This is a genomic window from Roseateles sp. DB2 (assembly GCF_051857535.1).
GTDB lineage: Bacteria > Pseudomonadota > Gammaproteobacteria > Burkholderiales > Burkholderiaceae_C > Roseateles_B.
The window spans coordinates 420310-439737 of sequence record NZ_JBPZGY010000004.1 but is presented as its reverse complement, the minus strand read 5'-3'; the positions used below and the strand labels follow the sequence as shown (position 1 = coordinate 439737).

Here is a 19428-nt window from a genome sequence, read left to right as displayed (position 1 = left end):
GTCACACCTTGGCAATCGTCAGGCTGCCGAATGCGGCACCCAGGGCGGCGGTTTCGGGCAGGCCGGCAGGCACGCGCACCACGTTGGCGGGCAGCGTGGCGTCCAGCTTGGCCTTGAGGCGGGCCGAACCGGCACCGTCCTGGCTCACCTGCACTTCGCCGCCCTCGCCCAGACCCAGTTGGGTCCACAGGGCCTGGCTCACATGGGCCACGGCGGCGTTCTTGGCGTCGGTCGTCAGCTGCAGCGAGCTGGCGTGGCGCACCAGCGCGTCGGTCGCGTAGATGGGCACATCAGCCAGGCGCTCGATGGCGGTGGCGGCACCGAACTGCACGGCGGCGCTCGAGGCGTTGTTCAGGCGGCTGCTGAGGTCGGCGCTCACGCCCAGGGCCTCGTTGCGCACCTGCTCGGAGCTTTCCTGGCCGAAGCCGGAGAGGCCCAGCAGGCTGCCCAGCACGCGCAGGATCTTCCAGCCCGGGCGGGTTTCGCCCAGGGCCTTGGCCACGCCCACGAAGCTCTGCAGACGACCCTCGGCATTGACGAAGGAACCCGAGGTCTCGGTGAACGGAGCCGTCGGCAGCAGCACGTCGGCGTAGTCCATGCCGGACTTGAAGGGGCTCATCACCACGACCATCTCGGCGGCGTTGACGGCCTTCACGGCGGCGGCCGGGTTGGCGCTGTCCAGGGCCGGATCGATGTTCAGCAGGATCAGGGCCTTGGCGGGCTTGCTGGAGAGCAGCTCGCCGGCATTGGCACCGCCCTGCCCCGGCACGGCGCGGACCAGCTGGGCGCCCACCGTGTTGGCAGCAGCGCTCAGGTAGCCGACTGCCGCACCGGTTTCGTTGGCGATCCAGTTGGCCAGGCTCAGCAGGCTGGCGGCCTGCGGATGCTCGGCGGCGGCATTGCCCAGCAGCACGGCCTTGCGCGTGCCGCCCAGCAGGCTGGCGGCGATGGCTTGTGCCTCGGCGGTGGCGTTGCCGGCGGCCGGAGCGCTCACACCCTTGGCGGCGGCGATGGCGGCGGCCACATTGGCCAGCTCCTGCACCCAGGCCGACGGGGCGGCGGTGATGCGCTTGGCGACCGGCAGCAGCCAGTCCTCAGCCGTACCATGCAGGGCCGAGACCTGGGCGCCATGACGGGCCGCCTGGCGCAGGCGCTGCGCGAACAGCGGGTGGTCCTTGCGCAGGAAGGAGCCGATCACGAAGGCGCGGTCCAGCTGGGACAGCGAGGCGATCGACGTGCCCAGCCAGCGGGCCTGGCCCTCGGCAGCGTTGTTGTCGAAGGCGGCATGACGCACGCGGTGGTCAATGCTCTGGCTGCCCAGGCCGCGCACCAGCTGGCCCAGCAGGAAGAGTTCTTCCACCGTGCTGTGGGCCGAGCCCAGGGCCGCGATGCTGGCGGCGCCGTGCGTGTCCTTGATGGACTTCAGGCCGTTGGCCACGTACTCCAGGGCCACGGTCCAGTCGACGGCCTTCCACTGGCCGCCCTGCTTGATCATGGGCTGGGTCAGACGCTGATCGCTGTTCAGGGCTTCATACGAGAAGCGGTCGCGGTCGGCGATCCAGCACTCGTTGACGTCCTCGTTTTCCAGCGGCACGACGCGCATGACCTGGTTGTTCTTGACCTGCACGATCAGGTTGGCGCCGGTGGAATCATGCGGCGACACGCTCTTGCGGCGCGACAGCTCCCAGGTGCGGGCGCTGTAGCGGAAGGGCTTGCTGGTCAGCGCACCGACCGGGCAGATGTCGATCATGTTGCCGGACAGCTCGGAGTCGACGGTGCGGCCCACGAAGGTCTGGATCTCGCTGTGCTCGCCGCGGTGGGCCATGCCCAGTTCCATCTTGCCGGCGATTTCCTGGCCGAAGCGCACGCAGCGGGTGCAATGGATGCACCGGCTCATCTCTTCCATCGAGACCAGCGGGCCCACGTTCTTGTGGAAGACCACGCGCTTCTCTTCGGTGTAGCGGCTCTTGCTGCCACCGTAGCCCACGGCCAGATCCTGCAGCTGGCACTCCCCGCCCTGGTCGCAGATCGGGCAATCCAGCGGGTGGTTGATCAGCAGGAACTCCATCACGCCCTGCTGGGCCTTGATGGCTTTCTCGCTCTTGGTGCGCACGATCATGCCCTGCGTGACCGGGGTCGCGCAGGCAGGCATGGGCTTGGGGGCCTTTTCCACGTCCACGAGGCACATGCGGCAGTTGGCCGCGATGGAGAGCTTCTTGTGGTAGCAGAAATGCGGGATATAGGTACCGGCCTTTTCAGCAGCATGCATGACCATGCTGCCTTCCTGGACCTCTACCTTCTTGCCGTCGAGTTCGATTTCAACCATGGTTCGTGTCCTGGCGTTCAGGCCGCTTTGGCGCGGGCCTGTTGAGCCTGTTCGATCTTCTGCACGAACTCGTGCTTGAAGTGCTTGATCATGGCGCGCACCGGCATGGCGGCAGCGTCGCCCAAGGCGCAGATGGTGCGGCCCTGGATGTTGTCAGCGACCGAGGTCAGCAGGTCGATGTCTTCCATGCGGCCCTGGCCGTGGGCGATGCGCTCGATCACGCGGTGCATCCAGCCCGTGCCTTCGCGGCAGGGCGTGCACTGGCCGCAGGACTCGTGGGCATAGAAGTAGGAGAGACGCAGCAGGCTGGTGACCATGTCGCGCGAGTCGTCCATCACGATGACGGCGCCCGAGCCCAGCATGGAGCCGGCCTTGGCGATGGAGTCATAGTCCATCGTGCACTGCATCATCACCTCCGCCGGCAGCACCGGGGCGGACGAACCGCCCGGGATCACTGCCTTGAGCTTGCGGCCGGTGCGCACGCCACCGGCGAGCTCCAGCAGCTTCTCGAAGGGCGTACCCAGCGGGATCTCGTAGTTGCCGGGCTTGTTGACGTCGCCCGAGACCGAGAAGATCTTGGTGCCGCCGTTGTTGGGCTTGCCGATCTCGAGGTAGGGCTGGCCACCGTTGCGGATGATCCAGGGCACCGCCGCGAAGGTCTCGGTGTTGTTGATGGTGGTGGGCTTGCCGTACAGGCCGAAGCTGGCCGGGAACGGCGGTTTGAAGCGGGGCTGGCCCTTCTTGCCTTCCAGCGATTCCAGCAGCGCGGTCTCTTCGCCACAGATGTAGGCACCGAAGCCGTGGTGGGCGTGCAGCTGGAACGAGAAGCTGGAGCCCAGGATGTTGTCACCCAGCAGGCCGGCGGCACGCGCCTCTTCCAGGGCCGCCTCGAAGCGCTCGTAGACCTCGAAGATCTCGCCGTGGATGTAGTTGTAGCCAACCTTGATGCCCATGGCATACGCCGCGATCGCCATCCCTTCGATGACGATGTGCGGGTTGTACATGAGGATGTCGCGGTCCTTGCAGGTGCCCGGCTCGCCTTCGTCGGAATTGCAGACGAGGTACTTCTGGCCCGGGAACTGGCGGGGCATGAAGCTCCACTTCAGGCCGGTCGGGAAACCGGCGCCACCGCGGCCGCGCAGGCCGGAGGTCTTGACCTCGGCGATGACCTGGTCAGGCGTGAGACCTTCACCACCGTCCTTGCCCAGAATCTTGCGCAGGGCTGCGTAGCCGCCGCGGGCTTCGTAGTCCTTGAGGGACCAGTTGCTGCCGTTCAGGTCGGCGTAGATCTGCGGGCCGAGGTGGCGGCCATGGAAGCAGGTCTCGACGCCCTTGCTTTGAAACTTGGAGAGATCCAGCATGCTTGCCCTCAGTTCTTGGCGTGGGCCTTCAGCGTGTCGACGAGTTCGTCGAGGCGCTCATGGCTCATGAAGCTGCACATCTGGCGGTCGTTCACCAGCATCACCGGCGCGTCGGCGCAGGCGCCCAGGCATTCGCACTTCTGCACGGTGAAGAGGCCGTCCGCGGTGGTGCCGCCCTCTTCCACGCCCAGCTTGTTCAGCAGATGGTCCAGCGCCTGCTGGCCATTGCGCAGCTGGCAAGGCAGGTTGGTGCACACGTTCAGCTTGAACTTGCCGACCGGGCGCTGGTTGTACATGTTGTAGAAGGTCGTGACCTCATACACCGCGATCGCGGGCATGCCCAAGTATTCGGCAATGGCGTCCTCGCTCTCGCGGGACACATGGCCCTGCTCCTGCTGCACGATGGACAGGCAGGCCATCACGGCAGACTGGCGCTGCTCGGCCGGGTACTTGGCGACCTCGCGGTCGAAGCGAGCGCGGGTGGCGTCGCTGAGCTGGTAGGGAGTGCTGCTCATCGGTCAATCTCACCGAAAACGATGTCCATGGTGCCAATCACGGCGACGGCGTCGGCAATCATGTGGCCGCGGGACATCTCGTCCAGGCCGGCCAGATGGGCGAAGCCCGGGGCGCGGATCTTCAGGCGGTAGGGCTTGTTGGCGCCGTCGCTGACGATGTAGATGCCGAATTCACCCTTGGGATGCTCGACGGCGGCGTAGGCTTCGCCCTCGGGCACGCGGAAGCCCTCGGTGAAGAGCTTGAAGTGGTGGATCAGCTCTTCCATATTGGACTTCATGTCCACGCGAGCCGGCGGAGCGACCTTGTGGTTGTCCGTGATGACGGGGCCGGGGTTGGCGCGCAGCCACTTCACGCACTGCTCGACGATGCGGCAAGACTGGCGCATTTCCTCGACACGCACCACATAGCGGTCATAGGTGTCACCATGGGTGCCCACGGGGATGTCGAAGTCCATCTTGGCGTAGACATCGTAGGGCTGGCTCTTGCGCAGATCCCAGGGGATGCCCGAACCACGCAGCATGGCGCCGGTAAAGCCCATGTTCAGGGCGCGTTCAGGCGTCACGACGCCGATGCCTACGGTGCGCTGCTTCCAGATCCGGTTGTCGGTCAGCAGGGTTTCGTAGTCGTCGACGTTCTTGGGGAAGCGCCTGCAGAAGTCCTCGATGAAGTCCAGCAGCGAGCCTTGGCGGTTCTCGTTCAGCTGAGCAATCGTCTTGGCGTTCTTGATCTTGCTGACCTTGTACTGCGGCATGGTGTCCGGCAGGTCGCGGTAGACGCCGCCAGGACGGAAGTAGGCCGCGTGCATGCGCGCGCCCGACACCGCCTCGTACATGTCGAAGATGTCCTCACGCTCGCGGAAGCAGTAGATGAGGATGTTCATCGCACCGCAGTCCAGGCCATGGCAGCCCAGCCAGAGCAGGTGGTTCAGGATGCGGGTCAGCTCGGCGAACATCACGCGGATGTACTGCGCGCGCTCCGGCACCTCCAGCCCCAGCATCTTCTCGATGGCCAGGCAGTAGGCATGCTCATTGGCCATCATCGACACGTAGTCGAGGCGGTCCATATAGGGCAGAGACTGGATGTAGGTCTTGCTCTCGGCCAGCTTCTCGGTGGCACGGTGCAGCAGGCCGATGTGCGGGTCGGCGCGCTGGATCACTTCACCGTCGAGTTCCAGCACCAAGCGCAGCACGCCGTGCGCGGCCGGGTGTTGGGGACCGAAGTTGAGGGTGTAATTCTTGATGTCAGCCATGGATCAGGACTCCCGCCGGGCCGGCCCGACGACGGGCAGCGAAGGAATATGGGCTTGCAGGCGAGTCATTCACAGCCCGCCGTAGTTGTCTTCACGGATCACGCGCGGCGTGATCTCACGCGGCTCGATGGTGACCGGCTGGTAGATGACCCGCTTCTGCTCGGCGTCATAGCGCATCTCGACATGCCCGGTGGTCGGGAAGTCCTTGCGCATGGGGTGGCCGATGAAACCGTAGTCCGTCAGGATGCGGCGCAGATCCTCATGGCCTTCGAAGATGATGCCGTACATGTCGAAGGCCTCGCGCTCGAACCAGTTGGCAGAGTTCCAGATGGGCGTGACCGAAGCGACACAGGGGAAATCGTCATTGGCGGCCAGCACCTTGAGACGCAGGCGCCAGTTCTTGGCCACGGACAGCAGGTGCGACACGGCGGCGAAGCGCGGGCCTTCGTAGGCACCTTCGCCGTAGCTGCTGTAGTCCACGCCGCAGAGGTCGATCAACTGCTCGAAGCGCAGCTCGGAGTGGTCGCGCAAGGTCTTGGCGACGGCAGCGTAGTGCTCAGGCGCCACGCGGATGGTGATTTCGCCCAGCTCGCGCTTGAGGTCGATGATCTGCTCGCCCAGCACCTTTTCCAGGGTGGCCTGCAGGGTGTCGAGTTTCATGGTCATGGAGCCCTGCCCTCTTCAGCGTGCGATGGTGTTTTCGCGGCGGATCTTGGCCTGCAGCTGCAAGATGCCGTACAGCAGCGCCTCGGCGGTGGGCGGACAGCCCGGCACGTAGACGTCCACCGGCACGATGCGGTCGCAGCCACGCACGACGGAGTAGCTGTAGTGGTAGTAGCCGCCGCCATTGGCGCAGGAGCCCATGGACAGCACCCAGCGCGGCTCGGCCATCTGGTCGTAGACCTTGCGAAGGGCCGGGGCCATCTTGTTGCACAGCGTGCCGGCCACGATCATCAGGTCGGACTGGCGCGGGCTGGGCCGGAACAGCATGCCGAAGCGGTCGATGTCATAGCGCGCCGCACCGGCGTGCATCATCTCGACCGCACAGCAGGCCAGACCGAAGGTCATGGGCCAGAGAGAACCGGTCTTGGACCAGTTGATCAGCTTGTCGACCGAGGTGGTGACGAAGCCTTCCTTCAAAACGCCTTCAATACCCATAGCACGCTTTCAATCAATCGCCCGGGTTCCGGGCCGAGTGCCGGGCTCAGACTCAGCATTCGCCAAGTCGGCCCACCTGCCACCCGCAGGCTGGCGTCCCCCTGGGGGACCGTCCAGCGCCTAGCGTTGGACGAGGGGCACCATCATTCCCAATCGAGGGCGCCTTTTTTCCATTCGTAGGCAAAGCCCACGACCAGAATGCCCAGGAAGACCATCATCGCCCAGAAACCTGTCGCGCCGATTTCACGCAAGGTCACGGCCCACGGAAACAGGAAGGCGATTTCCAGGTCGAACAGGATGAAGAGAATGGCCACGAGGTAGTAGCGCACATCAAACTTCATGCGCGCGTCTTCAAAGGCCTCGAAGCCGCATTCGTAGGGGGAGTTCTTGGCCTGATCCGGCCGGTTGGGTCCGAGGAGGTAACCCAGGATCTGGGGCGCTATACCCACCACTGCGCCGACCAGAATGAAGAGGATGACGGGGAGGTACTGTTCCAGACTCACAGCTTTGCTCTCGGTTGCGCCGACGCTCGCGACCTCCAGGCCGCCAGGGCATCGACAGAGTCGACAAAAGCAACGGGCGCGCCGCTGGCGATAAAAAATCGCTCACGGACCGCGCCCGGCTTGTCCCTTAGCAGGTTCGATCTCGCGACCACCCCTGCCACAGGGCGCTTCAACCAGGATCGCTTGCACACCATCGGGCTCCAACCCGGGGATGTTAACGCACGACCTCGATTGAGGAATTTGGTGCCGACGGCGAGACTCGAACTCGCACAGCTTTCGCCACTACCCCCTCAAGATAGCGTGTCTACCAATTTCACCACGTCGGCGGTTTTTGCTGTCTGGTAGCTTGAGGAATTGCGTTCCAGACAGCCTCGAATTCTATACTGAAAAATCCGCCCTTCAGAGAGAAACAGTGGATTTTTGCAGCGCAGCCGGTTTGATCTGAGACAGAGGTTCCGGCCGTCGTCCTGAGGACAGGGGGGCAGGTCTTGCCCGCCCCGCCTCCAAAGGATTACTTGCTGGCGCCCGATGCAGCCGGCTGAACAGCCACAGGGGCCTCAGGAATGGCAGCAGCACCGGATGCAGCCGCGGCAGGCGCAGGGGCGCTAACAGGCGCGGCGCGCTCCAGCAGGCTGTCCTGCGAGACGCCGGCATCCCGGTGACTGCCGAAGTAGGCCAGACCCAGCGTGCAGACAAAGAACAGCGTGGCGCAGACGGCCGTGCTGCGCGAGAGAAAGTTGGCGCTGCCGGTCGCACCAAACAGGCTGCCGGAGGCGCCGCTGCCAAAGGAAGCGCCCATGTCAGCACCCTTGCCATGCTGCACCAGCACCAGGCCGATCATGGCCAGCGCGCTCAGCAGCTGGACCACGAGGATCAGATTCATCAGGACTTGCATTCGTATCTCCAAATCGAATCAGCCGCCCGCTCAGTCAAGAGCGGGCGCACCGGAAAACCACTCTTGAGCTTCAGCCTGCCGCGCGGCAGATGGCCGAGAAATCAGCCGCCTTCAGGGCGGCACCGCCAATCAGACCGCCGTCGATGTCCGCCTGCGCGAACAGCTGGGCTGCATTGTCGGGCTTGACGCTGCCACCGTAGAGGATGCGCATGGCATCCGCCTTCTGCGTGGCGGCACGCAGTTGCTGGCGCAGCACGGCGTGAACGGCCTGAGCCTGCTCGGGCGAAGCCGTCAGGCCCGTACCAATGGCCCACACCGGCTCATAGGCCAGGACGATCTCGCCAATGCAATGCGTCAGCGTATGGATGACTGCCGCCAGCTGCCGCTTGACCACATGCTCGGTCTGTCCGGCTTCGCGCTCAGCCAGGGTCTCGCCTACGCAGACGATGGGCGTGACGCCATGGGCCAATGCAGCCTTGGCCTTGTCAGCCACCAACTGGTCGCTTTCCTGGTGGTACGCGCGACGCTCGGAGTGCCCGACGATGGCATAGCGGCAGCCAAGATCCGCCAGCATGGCCGAGGACACCTCGCCGGTATAGGCCCCCTGCTCATGCGCCGAGCAGTCCTGAGAGCCGTAAGCGATCTGCGTGCCCGTCAGGGCCAGGGCCGTCTCGGTGATGTAGGGGAATGGCACGCACACGGCCACGTCGGCCGTCCAGGGGCCGGCTTCCTTCAGCCCGCTCAGCAACAGGGCATTGGAGGCCCGGCTGCCATGCATCTTCCAGTTGCCAACGACCAGCTTCTTGCGCATGAATAACCTCGTGAAACTCACCAGACCAGGACGATCTTGCCCACATGCTCGCCCGATTCCATCAGGGCGTGGGCCTGAGCCGCCTGGTCGGCGGGCAGTTGTTGATAAATGACCGGCGCAATCTTGCGCGAGGCCAGCAGGGGCCAGACCTTGTCCCGCAAGGCACGGGCAATGCCAGCCTTGAAGGCCAGCGAACGTGGACGCAGGGTCGAGCCGCTGATCGTCAACCGGCGGCGCAAGACCTGACCCGCATCGAACTCGGCCTTGACCCCGCCCTGTACCGCGATGATGACCATGCGACCGTCATCGGCCAGACACTGCACACCACGCGCGACGTAATCGCCCGCAACCATATCCAGGATGACGTCGACACCCCGCCCCTGCGTGGCTGCCTTCGCTTCCGCGACGAAGTCTTGCTCGCGGTAGTTGATAGCAACCTCCGCACCCAGCTTCAGGCAGGCCTGCGCCTTGGCCGCATTGCCCACAGTCACGAGGACGCGAGCGCCGAAGGCCTTGGCCAACTGGATGGCAGTGACACCGATGCCGCTGCTGCCGCCGTGGACCAGGATGCTTTCGCCAGACTTGAGCGACGCCCGCTCGAAGACATTGCTCCACACGGTGAAGAAGGTCTCCGGCAGGCTGGCCGCCTCGGCCATGCTCCAGCCCTCGGGCACCGGCAGGCATTGCTCGACGGGCGCCACGCAGCGCTCGGCGTAGCCGCCGCCCGCCACCAGCGCGCAGACGGCATCTCCGATGCGCAGACCGGCAACAGCCAGCGCGCTCTCATCGCCAGCGACGATGCGGCCCGCAACCTCCAGCCCCGGCAAGGGGCTGGCACCCGCCGGGGGCGGATATGCACCCTTGCGTTGAAGCACGTCGGGGCGGTTGATGCCATAGGCCTCCACCGCGATGAGGCACTCCCCTGCCCCGGCCTGGGGCTCGGGCAGGGTCTGCAGCTGAAGGACTTCGGGTCCGCCGGGCTGGCTGATGGCGATGGCGCGCATGGCGTGTCGCTAGGTCAGTGACTGACGATGCCGGGCTGACGATTACTCGGCAGCGGGCTCGCCTGCAGCCTCGGCAACCGGAGCTGCCGGGGCCGCGTCACGATCGATCAGGGCCTTCATGGACAGCTTGATGCGCCCCTTCTCGTCAGTCTCCAGGACCTTGACCTTGACCACTTGACCTTCCTTCAGGAAGTCCGTGACCTTCTCGACGCGCTGATGGGCGATCTGGCTGATGTGCAGCAGGCCGTCCTTGCCAGGGAGCAGATTCACCAGGGCGCCGAAGTCCAGGATCTTGGTGATGGGACCTTCGTAGACCTTGCCCACTTCCACTTCAGCGGTGATCTCCTCGATGCGCTTCTTGGCAGCAGCGGCGCGGTCCGCGTCGGTCGAGGCGATGGTGATGGTGCCGTCTTCGCCGATGTCGATCTGGGTGCCGGTCTCTTCGGTCAGCGCGCGGATGGTGGCACCGCCCTTGCCGATCACGTCACGGATCTTCTCGGGATTGATCTTCATGGTGTAGAGGCGCGGAGCGAACTGCGACACCTCGGTCTTGGCACCGCCGACGGCATCGACCATGGCGCCCAGGATGTGCAGACGAGCCTCCTTGGCCTGAGCCAGGGCCACCTGCATGATTTCCTTGGTGATGCCCTGGATCTTGATGTCCATCTGCAGGGCGGTGATGCCACCGGTCGTGCCGGCCACCTTGAAGTCCATATCGCCCAGGTGATCTTCGTCGCCCAGGATGTCAGTCAGCACGGCAAAGCGGTTGCCATCCTTGATCAGGCCCATGGCGATGCCTGCCACGTGAGCCTTCAGAGGCACACCAGCGTCCATCAGCGACAGGCAGCCACCGCAGACGGAAGCCATCGAGGACGAGCCGTTGGACTCGGTGATCTCGGAGACCACGCGGATGGAGTACGGGAACTCTTCCTTGGTCGGCAGCACGGCCACCAGGGCACGCTTGGCCAGACGGCCGTGGCCGATCTCGCGACGCTTGGGGCTACCCACTCGGCCCGTCTCGCCAGTGGCGAAGGGGGGCATGTTGTAGTGCAGCATGAAGCGCTCGGTGAACTCACCGGCCAGGGCGTCAATCATCTGAGCGTCACGCTCGGTACCCAGGGTGGCGGCGACCAGGGCCTGCGTCTCGCCACGGGTGAACAGCGAGGAGCCGTGCGCGCGCGGCAGCACGCCGGAACGGATCTCGATGGGGCGCACAGTGCGGGTGTCGCGGCCGTCGATGCGGGGCTCACCGGCCAGGATCTGGCTGCGCACGATGCGGGCTTCGATCTCGAACAGCAGTCCGTCGACCTCGACGCCGTCGAAGGCCAGGCCTTCAGCGGTCAGGGCTTCCTTGACCTTGGAATAGGCCTCGCGGCAGGCCTGGGTACGAGCCTGCTTGGAGCGGATCTGGTAAGCAGCGCGCAGGGCCTCCTCGGCCAGGCCGGTGACCTTGGCGATGAAGGGCTCGTCCTTGGCGGGCGGGGTCCAGTTCCACACCGGCTTGCCGGCTTCCTTCACCAGCTCGTGGATGGCGTTGATGGCGACCTTACCCTGATCGTGGCCATAGACCACGGCGCCCAGCATGATGTCTTCGCTCAGTTGGTCAGCCTCGGACTCGACCATCAGAACGGCGGCTTCGGTGCCGGCCACGACCAGGTCCATCTTGGACTCGGTCAGTTGGGTCTTGCCCGGGTTCAGCACGTACTCGCCATTGATGTAGCCCACGCGGGCGGCACCGATGGGGCCGTTGAAGGGAATGCCGGAGATGGACAGCGCAGCGCTGGTGGCAATCATGGCGGCGATGTCGGCCTGAACTTCGGGGTTCAGGGACACCACGTGCACCACGACCTGGACTTCGTTGAAGAAGCCTTCAGGGAACAGCGGGCGGATGGGGCGGTCGATCAGGCGGCTGGTCAGGGTCTCCAGCTCGCTGGGGCGGCCTTCACGCTTGAAGAAGCTGCCGGGGATCTTGCCAGCGGCGTAGGTCTTCTCGATGTAGTCGACGGTCAGGGGGAAGAAGTCCTGGCCAGGCTTGGGTTCGTTCTTGGCGACGACGGTGGCCAGCACCACGGTGTCATCGATGTTCACCAGCACGGCGCCGGTGGACTGACGAGCGATCTCGCCGGTCTCCATCGTGACGGTGTGGTTGCCCCATTGGAAGGTCTTGGTGACCTTGTTGAACATGCTCATGTGCATTTCCTCGATTGCAAAACAGTGCTTGCGGCGCACCGTGGAACCGGGAGTGGGGCTGGGTCTGGCGCGATGCCATTCCAGGGAGACTTGCAAGGGCCCTCAGGCCTGCAAGCCGCCTTGGAATGACACATCCGCCACGTCAGCTCGACTCCAACAGCCAACAACAAAAACAAAGAGCCTGTGCTGGCTTGAAAGTCCAGACAGGCTCTTTGGCGTCATGGGCGAATTACTTGCGCAGGCCCAGCTTCTGGATCAGGGCGGTGTAGCGAGCAGCGTCCTTGTTCTTCAGATAGGCCAGCAGGCTCTTGCGCTGGTTGACCATCTTCAGCAGACCGCGACGGCCGTGGTGGTCCTTGGCGTGGGTCTTGAAGTGGGGGGTCAGCTCGTTGATGCGAGCGGTCAGCAGGGCCACTTGGACTTCGGGGGAGCCCGTGTCGTTGGCGCTGCGTGCGTTGGCCTTGACGATTTCGGCCTTGTTCAGATCGGCGACTGCCATGATGCGTTCCTTCAAATGGAAAGCCGCTGGCAGGACAGACCCACGCAGACGGTTTCCGGTACTGGACTTGCGGACACAGGTGAAACCTACCCATGCCGTGCTTGAAATCCCGCTTCTCCCCACTGCCAGATGGCTATGGCTTGACGCGAAACCGTCGGAGTATAGCACTTGAGCCCGGGCAAGCCAGACACTCATCCTGCCCTTGCGGCAGAGGCCAGGAAAACAGTCCGGCCAAGAGGCATTAATTGAGCGCTACGGCCCGCAATTCAAGGGCTTGATGCGGTATTTCTGTCGCAACTCAAAATTTCGAATGCAACGCGCCCCGGCGCCCTTGAAAGCACCGGGGCGACTCTCAAGTTGGCTGCAAGGGGGACGTCCCCGAGTGTTGAAGCCAGCCATCAGGAGGCCCTATGTTTCTCGTGCCCACTTCCCGCCAAGCCCATGACCTGTCCCGCAGCCTGGAGCGCCTGTTCGACGACAGCTTCGGCAATGTCTTCGGCCAGGACGCGCGCGAGCTGAGCCAGGCCCTGCGCAGCCCCGCCCTCGACGTGAGCGAGACGGACAGCGCTTACACCGTGAAGCTGGAGATGCCCGGTGTGCCCAAGGAGGCCGTGAAAATCACGGTGGACGGCCGCCGCATCAGTGTGGAAGCCGAACAGAGCAAGGATGAAGAAAAGAAGGACGGCGAGCGCGTGCTGTACCGTGAGCGCTCGACTTCGCGCTTCTCCCGCACCTTCAGCCTGCCGCAGGAGATCAGCGAGTCAGACTCCAGCGCCAAGATGGACCACGGCGTACTGACCCTCACCCTTGCCAAGCGCCAGGCCAAGGGCGGCGCACGCTTGACCGTCAGCTGAGACGCAGAAGAAGTCGGCCGCGTGGGCCCGAGCTCAGGCGGCCGACAGGTCCCAGCGCGGCCGCACACCAAAGCTGCCGTCCTCGCGCAGCCGGGCCATGCCCCGCTGCAGGCGCATGGCGGCGGCCATGGCGATCATGGCGCCGTTGTCAGTACACAGGCTCAGTTCGGGGTAGTGCACCCGCACGCCCCGCTTTGCGCAGGCTGCATTCAACTGGGCGCGCAGGCTGCTGTTGGCCCCCACGCCTCCCGCCACCACCAGGCGCTTGAGCCCGGTGCTCTTGAGGGCCAGCAGCGACTTCTTCACCAGCACCTCGACGATGGCTGCCTGTGTGCTGGCAGCCAGGTCCGCACGCTGCTCCTCGGTAGGCGCTTCGCCGAGCTTCTTCACCTGGGTCAGCACCGCTGTCTTCAGGCCGGCAAAGCTGAAGTCCGGCTTGCCGCTGTGCAGCAGCGGGCGGGGCAGCTCGAAGACATCCGCCCTGCCCCGCTCCGCCAGCTTCGAAAGATGCGGCCCGCCGGGGTACGGCAGGCCCAGCAGCTTGGCGCTTTTGTCGAAGGCTTCACCGGCGGCGTCGTCGATGGTCTCGCCCAGGATCTCGTACCGGCCCACCTCGTCCACGCGCATGAGCTGGGTGTGCCCGCCCGAGACCAGCAGGGCCGCGAAGGGAAATTCAGGGGGATCGGCCGACAGGAAGGGCGACAGCAGATGCCCCTCCAGGTGATGCACGCCCACGGCCGGCTTGCCCAGCGCTGCAGCCAGCGAAACAGCCACGCCCGCCCCCACCAGCAGGGCCCCGGCAAGACCTGGCCCCTCGGTATAGGCGATCACATCGACATCCTGCAGGCCCAGTTGCGCCTGCGCGAGCACCTCGCGGCTCAGCGGCAGAACACGACGGATGTGATCCCGCGAGGCCAGCTCGGGCACCACGCCGCCATAGGCCTGATGCATGGCGATCTGGCTGTGCAGGGCCTGAGCCAGCAGCCGCGGCGTGCCCGGCTGGCCGTGGGGTGGCAGCTCGACCAGGGCGACCCCGGTCTCGTCGCAGGAGGATTCGAAGCCCAGGACCCGCATGCTCAGTGCTTTTCCTTGGCGTGGTTGATGGAGTACTTGGGGATCTCCACCGACACGTCCTTCTGCCCCAGGATGGCCTGGCAGGACAGGCGCGAGTTAGGCTCCAGGCCCCAGGCGCGGTCCAGCATGTCCTCTTCGCCCTCCTCCATCTCGGACAGCGAGGCAAAGCCTTCGCGCACAATCACATGGCAAGTGGTGCAGGCGCAGACTTGGTCGCAGGCATGCTCAATCTCGATGCCGTTGTCCAGCAGGGCCTCGCAGATGGAGGTCCCTGCCGGCGCCTTGACCTCGGCACCCTCGGGGCAGTACTCAGCATGGGGCAGGATCTTGATGATGGGCATGACGGTCTCTCTTTGTTCTGTTCAGTGGGCGGGCTGCACGCTCACATCTGCTCGATGCTGCGGCCTGCCAAGGCCTGCTGGATGCCGCGGTTCATGCGAGCCGCGGCAAAGGCCTCGGTGCCCTTGGCGAGGCGCTCCACGCCCTCGGTGATGGCGGCGGCATCGTCGCCGGCAGCCACGGCCTGCAAGGCAGCGAGCAGCGCATCGATCTCGGCCCGCTCACCGGCGCTGAGCAGATCGCCGTCCGCAGCCAGTGCGGACAGCGTCGCCAGGTGCATGCGCTCAGCCTCCACCTGGGCCTCGCGCAGGCTGCGGGCCTGCATGTCGGCCTCGGCGCTGGCAAAGCCGTCCTTGAGCATCTGGGCGATCTGCTCGTCGGCCAGGCCGTAGCTGGGCTTGACCTGCACGGCCGCTTCCACGCCGGAGCCCAGTTCCTTGGCCGAGACGCTCAGCAGACCATCGGCATCCACCTGGAAGCTGACGCGAATGCGCGCGGCTCCAGCAGCCATGGGGGGAATGCCGCGCAACTCGAAGCGCGCCAGCGAGCGGCATTCGCTCACCAGCTCGCGCTCCCCCTGCAGCACATGGATGGCCATGGCGGTCTGGCCGTCCTTGAAGGTGGTGAAGTCCTGAGCCTTGGCGATGGGGATGGTGGCATTGCGCTCGATGACGCGCTCCACCAGGCCACCCATGGTCTCCAGTCCCAGCGACAGGGGGATCACATCCAGTAGCAGAATCTCGCCATCCGCCGAATTCCCGGCCAGTTGGTTGGCCTGCAGTGCGGCACCGAGGGCCACGACCTCATCCGGATTCAGGTTGGTCAGCACCTCGCGGCCGAAGAGCTGGCTCACCGCCGCACGCACGGCGGGCATGCGCGTGGAGCCGCCGACCATGACGGCACCCTGCACTTCTTCCGGCTTGACGCGAGCATCACGCAGCACGCGCCGCACGGAGGCCAGGGTCCGATCGACCAGGGGCTTGGTGAGTGCCTGGAACTGTTCGCGGCTCACCAGAACGTCCAGCGAGCCAGCGTCCAGGACCGCCTGTAGCTGCACCTGGCTCTCGTTCGAGAGCTGCTCCTTGGCCGCGCGTGCGGCTACCAGCACGGCGCGCTTGTCGTGCGCGGTGTTCAATTGCAGGCCTGCTTGCGCCACCGCCCAGTCAGCCAAGGCGTGGTCGAAGTCATCGCCGCCCAGGGCCGCATCGCCGCCGGTGGCCACCACCTCGAACACGCCGAGGGTCAGGCGCAGCAGGGAGATGTCGAAGGTGCCGCCACCCAGGTCATAGACGGCATAGAGGCCTTCAGACCCGTTGTCCAGGCCATAGGCGATAGCCGCGGCGGTAGGCTCGTTGATCAGGCGCAGCACCTTGAGGCCGGCCAGTTGCGCGGCGCCCTTGGTGGCCTGGCGCTGGGCGTCGTCGAAATAGGCTGGGACCGTGATCACTGCACCGAAGAGGTCGTCGGCAAAGGTGTCCTCGGCACGGTAGCGCAGAGTGGCCAGGATCTCGGCAGACACCTCCACCGGCGTCTTGAGCCCTTCGCGGGTCACGAGGCTGAGCATGCCCGGCGTGTCCTCGAACTGGTAGGGCAGCTTCTCGCGGCCCTGCACGTCCTGGACACTGCGGCCCATGAAGCGCTTCACCGAGACGATGGTGTTGAGCGGATCCTCGGCCTGCGCAGCCAGGGCCTGCGCGCCGATCTGGCGGCGGCCGCCCTCGAGATAGCGAACGGCCGACGGCAGGATCACCCGCCCCTGATCATCAGGCAGGCATTCCGCCACGCCATGGCGCACGGCGGCCACCAGCGAATGCGTGGTGCCGAGGTCGATGCCCACGGCGATGCGACGCTCGTGCGGGTTGGGCGAGGCGCCGGGTTCGGAGATCTGCAGCAGGGCCATGGAATTCAGGAGATCAGGGGTGTTCTTGTTCTGGACAGCAGTGTTCGGGAGGCTCTGGGAACGAGGGCAAACTCAGTATTGTTCCAGGGCTTCGAGCCGGCGATCGATGTCGGCCCGGAAGCGGGCCACGAACATCAGGGCTCGCACGCAATGTGCGGCGGCCTCGGCATCACCCTGCTCGTCCAGCAGCCGGCCGGCCTCGCGCAGCAGTTCGGTTTCACGGTCGGCGACCTCGGCATCCAGGGACTGCACGGCTTCGAGGGTCTGTGCTTCATCAAGGGCCTCGCGCCAGGCCATCTGCTCCATCAGGAAGCTGGCCGGCATGCGGGTGTTCTCGTGCTCCTTCAGGGCTGCGCCGCGGAGCTCGCAGAGGTAGGCCGCACGTCTGAGCGGATCGCGCAGGCGCTGATGGGCCTCGTTGACCCGCAAGGCCCACTGCATGGCGCGACGCTGGGCGGCCGCACCTTCGCTGGCATAGCGGTCAGGGTGCACCTGGGCGGCCAGGGCCTTCCAGCGCGACTCGATCTCCTCGCGGGATTGCGCAAAGCGCGGCGCGAGTCCGAACAGCGCGAAATCGTCGTCAGCGAGATTCATGCATCCATTCCTTCCATCGGCCCCGCAGCACCGCTGCGCCGGGCCTGCCGCCTGAAGCACAAAAGGCGCGGGACCTGCCGCGCCCTTGCCTGCTCACCCCGGTGATCAGACCCGGAACGACTCACCGCAGCCGCAGCGATCCTTTTCGCGCGGATTGCGGAACTTGAAGCCCTCGTTGAGCCCTTCGCGGACGAAGTCCAGCTCGGTGCCGTCAAGGTAGGGCAGGCTCTTGGGATCGATGAGCACCTTCACGCCGTGGCCTTCAAAGATCACGTCCTCAGGCGCGATCTCGTCGGCATATTCCAGCTTGTAGGCCAGGCCCGAGCAACCCGTCGTCTTGACGCCCAGTCGCACGCCCACGCCCTTGCCGCGCTTGGAGATGTAGCGCGTCACATGGCGTGCAGCAGCTTCGGTCAGGGTGACTGCCATCGTCGCTCGTCCTTGCTCAGTTGCCGTGCTTGGCGCGGTAGTCGTCCACGGCCGCCTTGATGGCGTCCTCGGCCAGGATGGAGCAGTGGATCTTCACCGGCGGCAGAGCCAGCTCCTCGGCGATCTGCGTGTTCTTGATGGACAGGGCCTGGTCCAGGCTCTTGCCCTTGACCCACTCCGTCACCAGGGAGCTGGACGCGATGGCAGAACCGCAGCCATAGGTCTTGAACTTGGCGTCCTCGATCAGGCCAGTGGCCGGATTGACCTTGATCTGCAGCTTCATCACGTCGCCGCATGCCGGGGCGCCCACCATGCCGGTGCCGACAGTGTCGTCGCCCTTCTCGAAGGAGCCGACGTTGCGGGGGTTTTCGTAGTGGTCAACGACCTTTTCGCTGTATGCCATGGTTTCTCTCCAACGATCTGTGTGTCTGTGTCCGCCTCAGCGCGAATCCAGTGCGGGGCTCAGTGAGCAGCCCATTGGATGGTGCTGAGGTCCACGCCGTCCTGATACATCTCCCACAGCGGCGAGAGCTCGCGCAGCTTGGCGACGTTCTGGCGGATGGTGTTGATGGCGTAGTCGATGTCTTCCTCGGTCGTGAAGCGGCCGAAGGTCATGCGCAGGGAGGAATGGGCAAGTTCGTCGCTGCGGCCCAAGGCGCGCAGCACATAGCTGGGCTCCAGGCTGGCCGAGGTGCAGGCCGAGCCCGACGAGACGGCAATGCCCTTGATCCCCATGATCAGCGACTCGCCTTCCACGAAATTGAAGGACATGTTCAGGTTGTGCGGCACCCGGCGCTCCAGGTCGCCGTTGACGAAGACCTGCTCGACATCCGACAGACCGCGCAGCAGGCGCTGCTGCAGACCCCGGATGCGCTCGCGCTCGGCGCCCATCTCTTCCTTGGCAATGCGGAAGGCCTCGCCCATGCCCACGATCTGGTGCGTGGGCAGGGTGCCGGAGCGCATGCCGCGCTCATGGCCGCCGCCGTGCATCTGCGCCTCGATGCGGATGCGTGGCTTGCGACGCACATAGAGGGCGCCGATGCCCTTGGGACCATAAGTCTTGTGCGAAGCCAGGCTCATCAGGTCCACGGGCAACGTGGCCAGATCGATATCCACCTTGCCTGTAGCCTGGGCGGCATCGACGTGGAAGATCACGCCACGCTCACGGCACAGGGCGCCGAGGGCGGGGATGTCCTGGATCACGCCGATCTCGTTGTTGACGAACATCACCGAGGCCAGGATGGTGTCCGGGCGCAGGGCGGCCTTGAAGGCCTCCAGGTCGACCAGGCCGTTCTCCTGGACATCGAGATAGGTCACCTCGAAGCCCTGACGCTCCAGTTCGCGGCAGACGTCCAGCACGGCCTTGTGCTCGGTCTTCACCGTGATGATGTGCTTGCCGCGAGATTGGTAGAAATGAGCGGCGCCCTTGAGCGCCAGGTTGTTGGATTCAGTCGCCCCCGAGGTCCAGACAATCTCGCGCGGGTCGGCGCCGATCAGGGCCGCGACCTGCTCGCGGGCCTTCTCGTTGGCCGCCTCGGCCTCCCATCCCCAGGCATGACTGCGCGAGGCTGCATTGCCGAAATGCTCACGCAACCAGGGGATCATGGCGTCCACGACGCGGGGATCGACCGGGGTGGTCGCGCCGTAATCCAGATAGATGGGGAAATGAGGGGTCATGTCCATGGTGAAGGGCTGGCGACGGGGCTGGCTTGCAGGTGGAGGGTTT

The 19428-nt window shown here is 65.3% G+C and carries 20 protein-coding genes and 1 tRNA gene; 1 reads left to right on the top strand and 20 read right to left on the bottom strand.

Annotation, left to right across the window (positions count from 1 at the left end; all coding sequences use genetic code 11):
• Window position 1 precedes the first annotated feature (1 nt).
• The 13 genes from nuoG to rpsO form a co-directional block, all read right to left on the bottom strand.
• Entirely contained in the window at window positions 2-2326 is a 2325-nt protein-coding gene (nuoG, locus tag ACS5PK_RS09340; protein WP_439439955.1) for an NADH-quinone oxidoreductase subunit NuoG, read from the bottom strand.
• 17 nt (window positions 2327-2343) lie between these two features.
• On the bottom strand, window positions 2344-3687 hold the full coding sequence (gene nuoF, locus ACS5PK_RS09335; protein WP_439439954.1) for an NADH-quinone oxidoreductase subunit NuoF: 1344 nt from the start codon (window positions 3685-3687) through the stop codon (window positions 2344-2346).
• A gap of 8 nt (window positions 3688-3695) precedes the next feature.
• Window positions 3696-4202, bottom strand: coding sequence for an NADH-quinone oxidoreductase subunit NuoE (gene nuoE, locus ACS5PK_RS09330; protein ID WP_439439953.1), 507 nt, complete (start codon window positions 4200-4202; stop codon window positions 3696-3698).
• Complete coding sequence (locus tag ACS5PK_RS09325) at window positions 4199-5452, bottom strand: NADH-quinone oxidoreductase subunit D (RefSeq protein WP_439439952.1); 1254 nt, start codon at window positions 5450-5452, stop codon at window positions 4199-4201. Before ACS5PK_RS09325 ends, nuoE begins: the two co-directional genes overlap by 4 nt.
• Before the next feature lie 69 nt (window positions 5453-5521).
• The gene (locus ACS5PK_RS09320) at window positions 5522-6118 is read right to left on the bottom strand and encodes an NADH-quinone oxidoreductase subunit C (protein WP_439439951.1); all 597 of its coding nucleotides are present in this window, start codon (window positions 6116-6118) and stop codon (window positions 5522-5524) included.
• A 15-nt stretch (window positions 6119-6133) separates the two neighbouring features.
• On the bottom strand, window positions 6134-6610 hold the full coding sequence (locus ACS5PK_RS09315; RefSeq protein ID WP_046113908.1) for a NuoB/complex I 20 kDa subunit family protein: 477 nt from the start codon (window positions 6608-6610) through the stop codon (window positions 6134-6136).
• A 143-nt stretch (window positions 6611-6753) separates the two neighbouring features.
• Window positions 6754-7113 carry an NADH-quinone oxidoreductase subunit A gene (locus tag ACS5PK_RS09310; RefSeq protein ID WP_183104601.1) on the bottom strand — a complete coding sequence of 120 codons (360 nt, stop codon included), beginning with the start codon at window positions 7111-7113 and terminating at the stop codon, window positions 6754-6756.
• Between the two features lie 241 nt (window positions 7114-7354).
• Window positions 7355-7439: transfer RNA gene (locus tag ACS5PK_RS09305), tRNA-Leu, on the bottom strand.
• Between the two features lie 185 nt (window positions 7440-7624).
• Window positions 7625-8008, bottom strand: coding sequence for a preprotein translocase subunit SecG (gene secG / locus ACS5PK_RS09300; protein WP_439439950.1), 384 nt, complete (start codon window positions 8006-8008; stop codon window positions 7625-7627).
• A 70-nt stretch (window positions 8009-8078) separates the two neighbouring features.
• Complete coding sequence (gene tpiA / locus ACS5PK_RS09295) at window positions 8079-8819, bottom strand: triose-phosphate isomerase (protein WP_439439949.1); 741 nt, start codon at window positions 8817-8819, stop codon at window positions 8079-8081.
• A 17-nt stretch (window positions 8820-8836) separates the two neighbouring features.
• Window positions 8837-9823, bottom strand: a complete 987-nt coding sequence (locus ACS5PK_RS09290) for an NAD(P)H-quinone oxidoreductase (protein WP_439439948.1) — start codon at window positions 9821-9823, stop codon at window positions 8837-8839.
• 42 nt (window positions 9824-9865) lie between these two features.
• Window positions 9866-12013 (bottom strand): polyribonucleotide nucleotidyltransferase, encoded by a 2148-nt coding sequence (pnp, locus tag ACS5PK_RS09285; RefSeq protein ID WP_439439947.1) that lies wholly within the window; start codon window positions 12011-12013, stop codon window positions 9866-9868.
• Between the two features lie 229 nt (window positions 12014-12242).
• Window positions 12243-12512, bottom strand: a complete 270-nt coding sequence (gene rpsO, locus ACS5PK_RS09280) for a 30S ribosomal protein S15 (RefSeq protein ID WP_183104596.1) — start codon at window positions 12510-12512, stop codon at window positions 12243-12245.
• Window positions 12513-12922: 410 nt separating this feature from the next.
• Here rpsO and ACS5PK_RS09275 point away from each other — a divergent pair, with 410 nt between their 5' ends.
• A complete protein-coding gene (locus ACS5PK_RS09275) occupies window positions 12923-13366 on the top strand; it encodes an Hsp20/alpha crystallin family protein (RefSeq protein ID WP_439439946.1) in 444 nt (147 codons plus the stop codon).
• Between the two features lie 33 nt (window positions 13367-13399).
• On the opposite strand, the gene tsaD is transcribed toward ACS5PK_RS09275, so the two are convergent.
• From tsaD to ACS5PK_RS09240, 7 genes are all read right to left on the bottom strand, one after another.
• Window positions 13400-14440, bottom strand: coding sequence for a tRNA (adenosine(37)-N6)-threonylcarbamoyltransferase complex transferase subunit TsaD (gene tsaD / locus ACS5PK_RS09270; RefSeq protein WP_439439945.1), 1041 nt, complete (start codon window positions 14438-14440; stop codon window positions 13400-13402).
• 2 nt (window positions 14441-14442) lie between these two features.
• Window positions 14443-14781, bottom strand: coding sequence for an ISC system 2Fe-2S type ferredoxin (gene fdx, locus ACS5PK_RS09265; RefSeq protein ID WP_439439944.1), 339 nt, complete (start codon window positions 14779-14781; stop codon window positions 14443-14445).
• Window positions 14782-14822: 41 nt separating this feature from the next.
• Window positions 14823-16679, bottom strand: a complete 1857-nt coding sequence (hscA, locus tag ACS5PK_RS09260) for a Fe-S protein assembly chaperone HscA (RefSeq protein ID WP_439439943.1) — start codon at window positions 16677-16679, stop codon at window positions 14823-14825.
• A gap of 72 nt (window positions 16680-16751) precedes the next feature.
• Complete coding sequence (gene hscB, locus ACS5PK_RS09255) at window positions 16752-17273, bottom strand: Fe-S protein assembly co-chaperone HscB (protein WP_439439942.1); 522 nt, start codon at window positions 17271-17273, stop codon at window positions 16752-16754.
• Between the two features lie 105 nt (window positions 17274-17378).
• Complete coding sequence (gene iscA / locus ACS5PK_RS09250; protein ID WP_269633038.1) at window positions 17379-17702, bottom strand: iron-sulfur cluster assembly protein IscA; 324 nt, start codon at window positions 17700-17702, stop codon at window positions 17379-17381.
• A gap of 16 nt (window positions 17703-17718) precedes the next feature.
• Window positions 17719-18105 (bottom strand): Fe-S cluster assembly scaffold IscU, encoded by a 387-nt coding sequence (gene iscU, locus ACS5PK_RS09245; RefSeq protein ID WP_183104587.1) that lies wholly within the window; start codon window positions 18103-18105, stop codon window positions 17719-17721.
• Window positions 18106-18164: 59 nt separating this feature from the next.
• The gene (locus ACS5PK_RS09240; protein WP_439439941.1) at window positions 18165-19385 is read right to left on the bottom strand and encodes an IscS subfamily cysteine desulfurase; all 1221 of its coding nucleotides are present in this window, start codon (window positions 19383-19385) and stop codon (window positions 18165-18167) included.
• Window positions 19386-19428 lie beyond the last annotated feature (43 nt).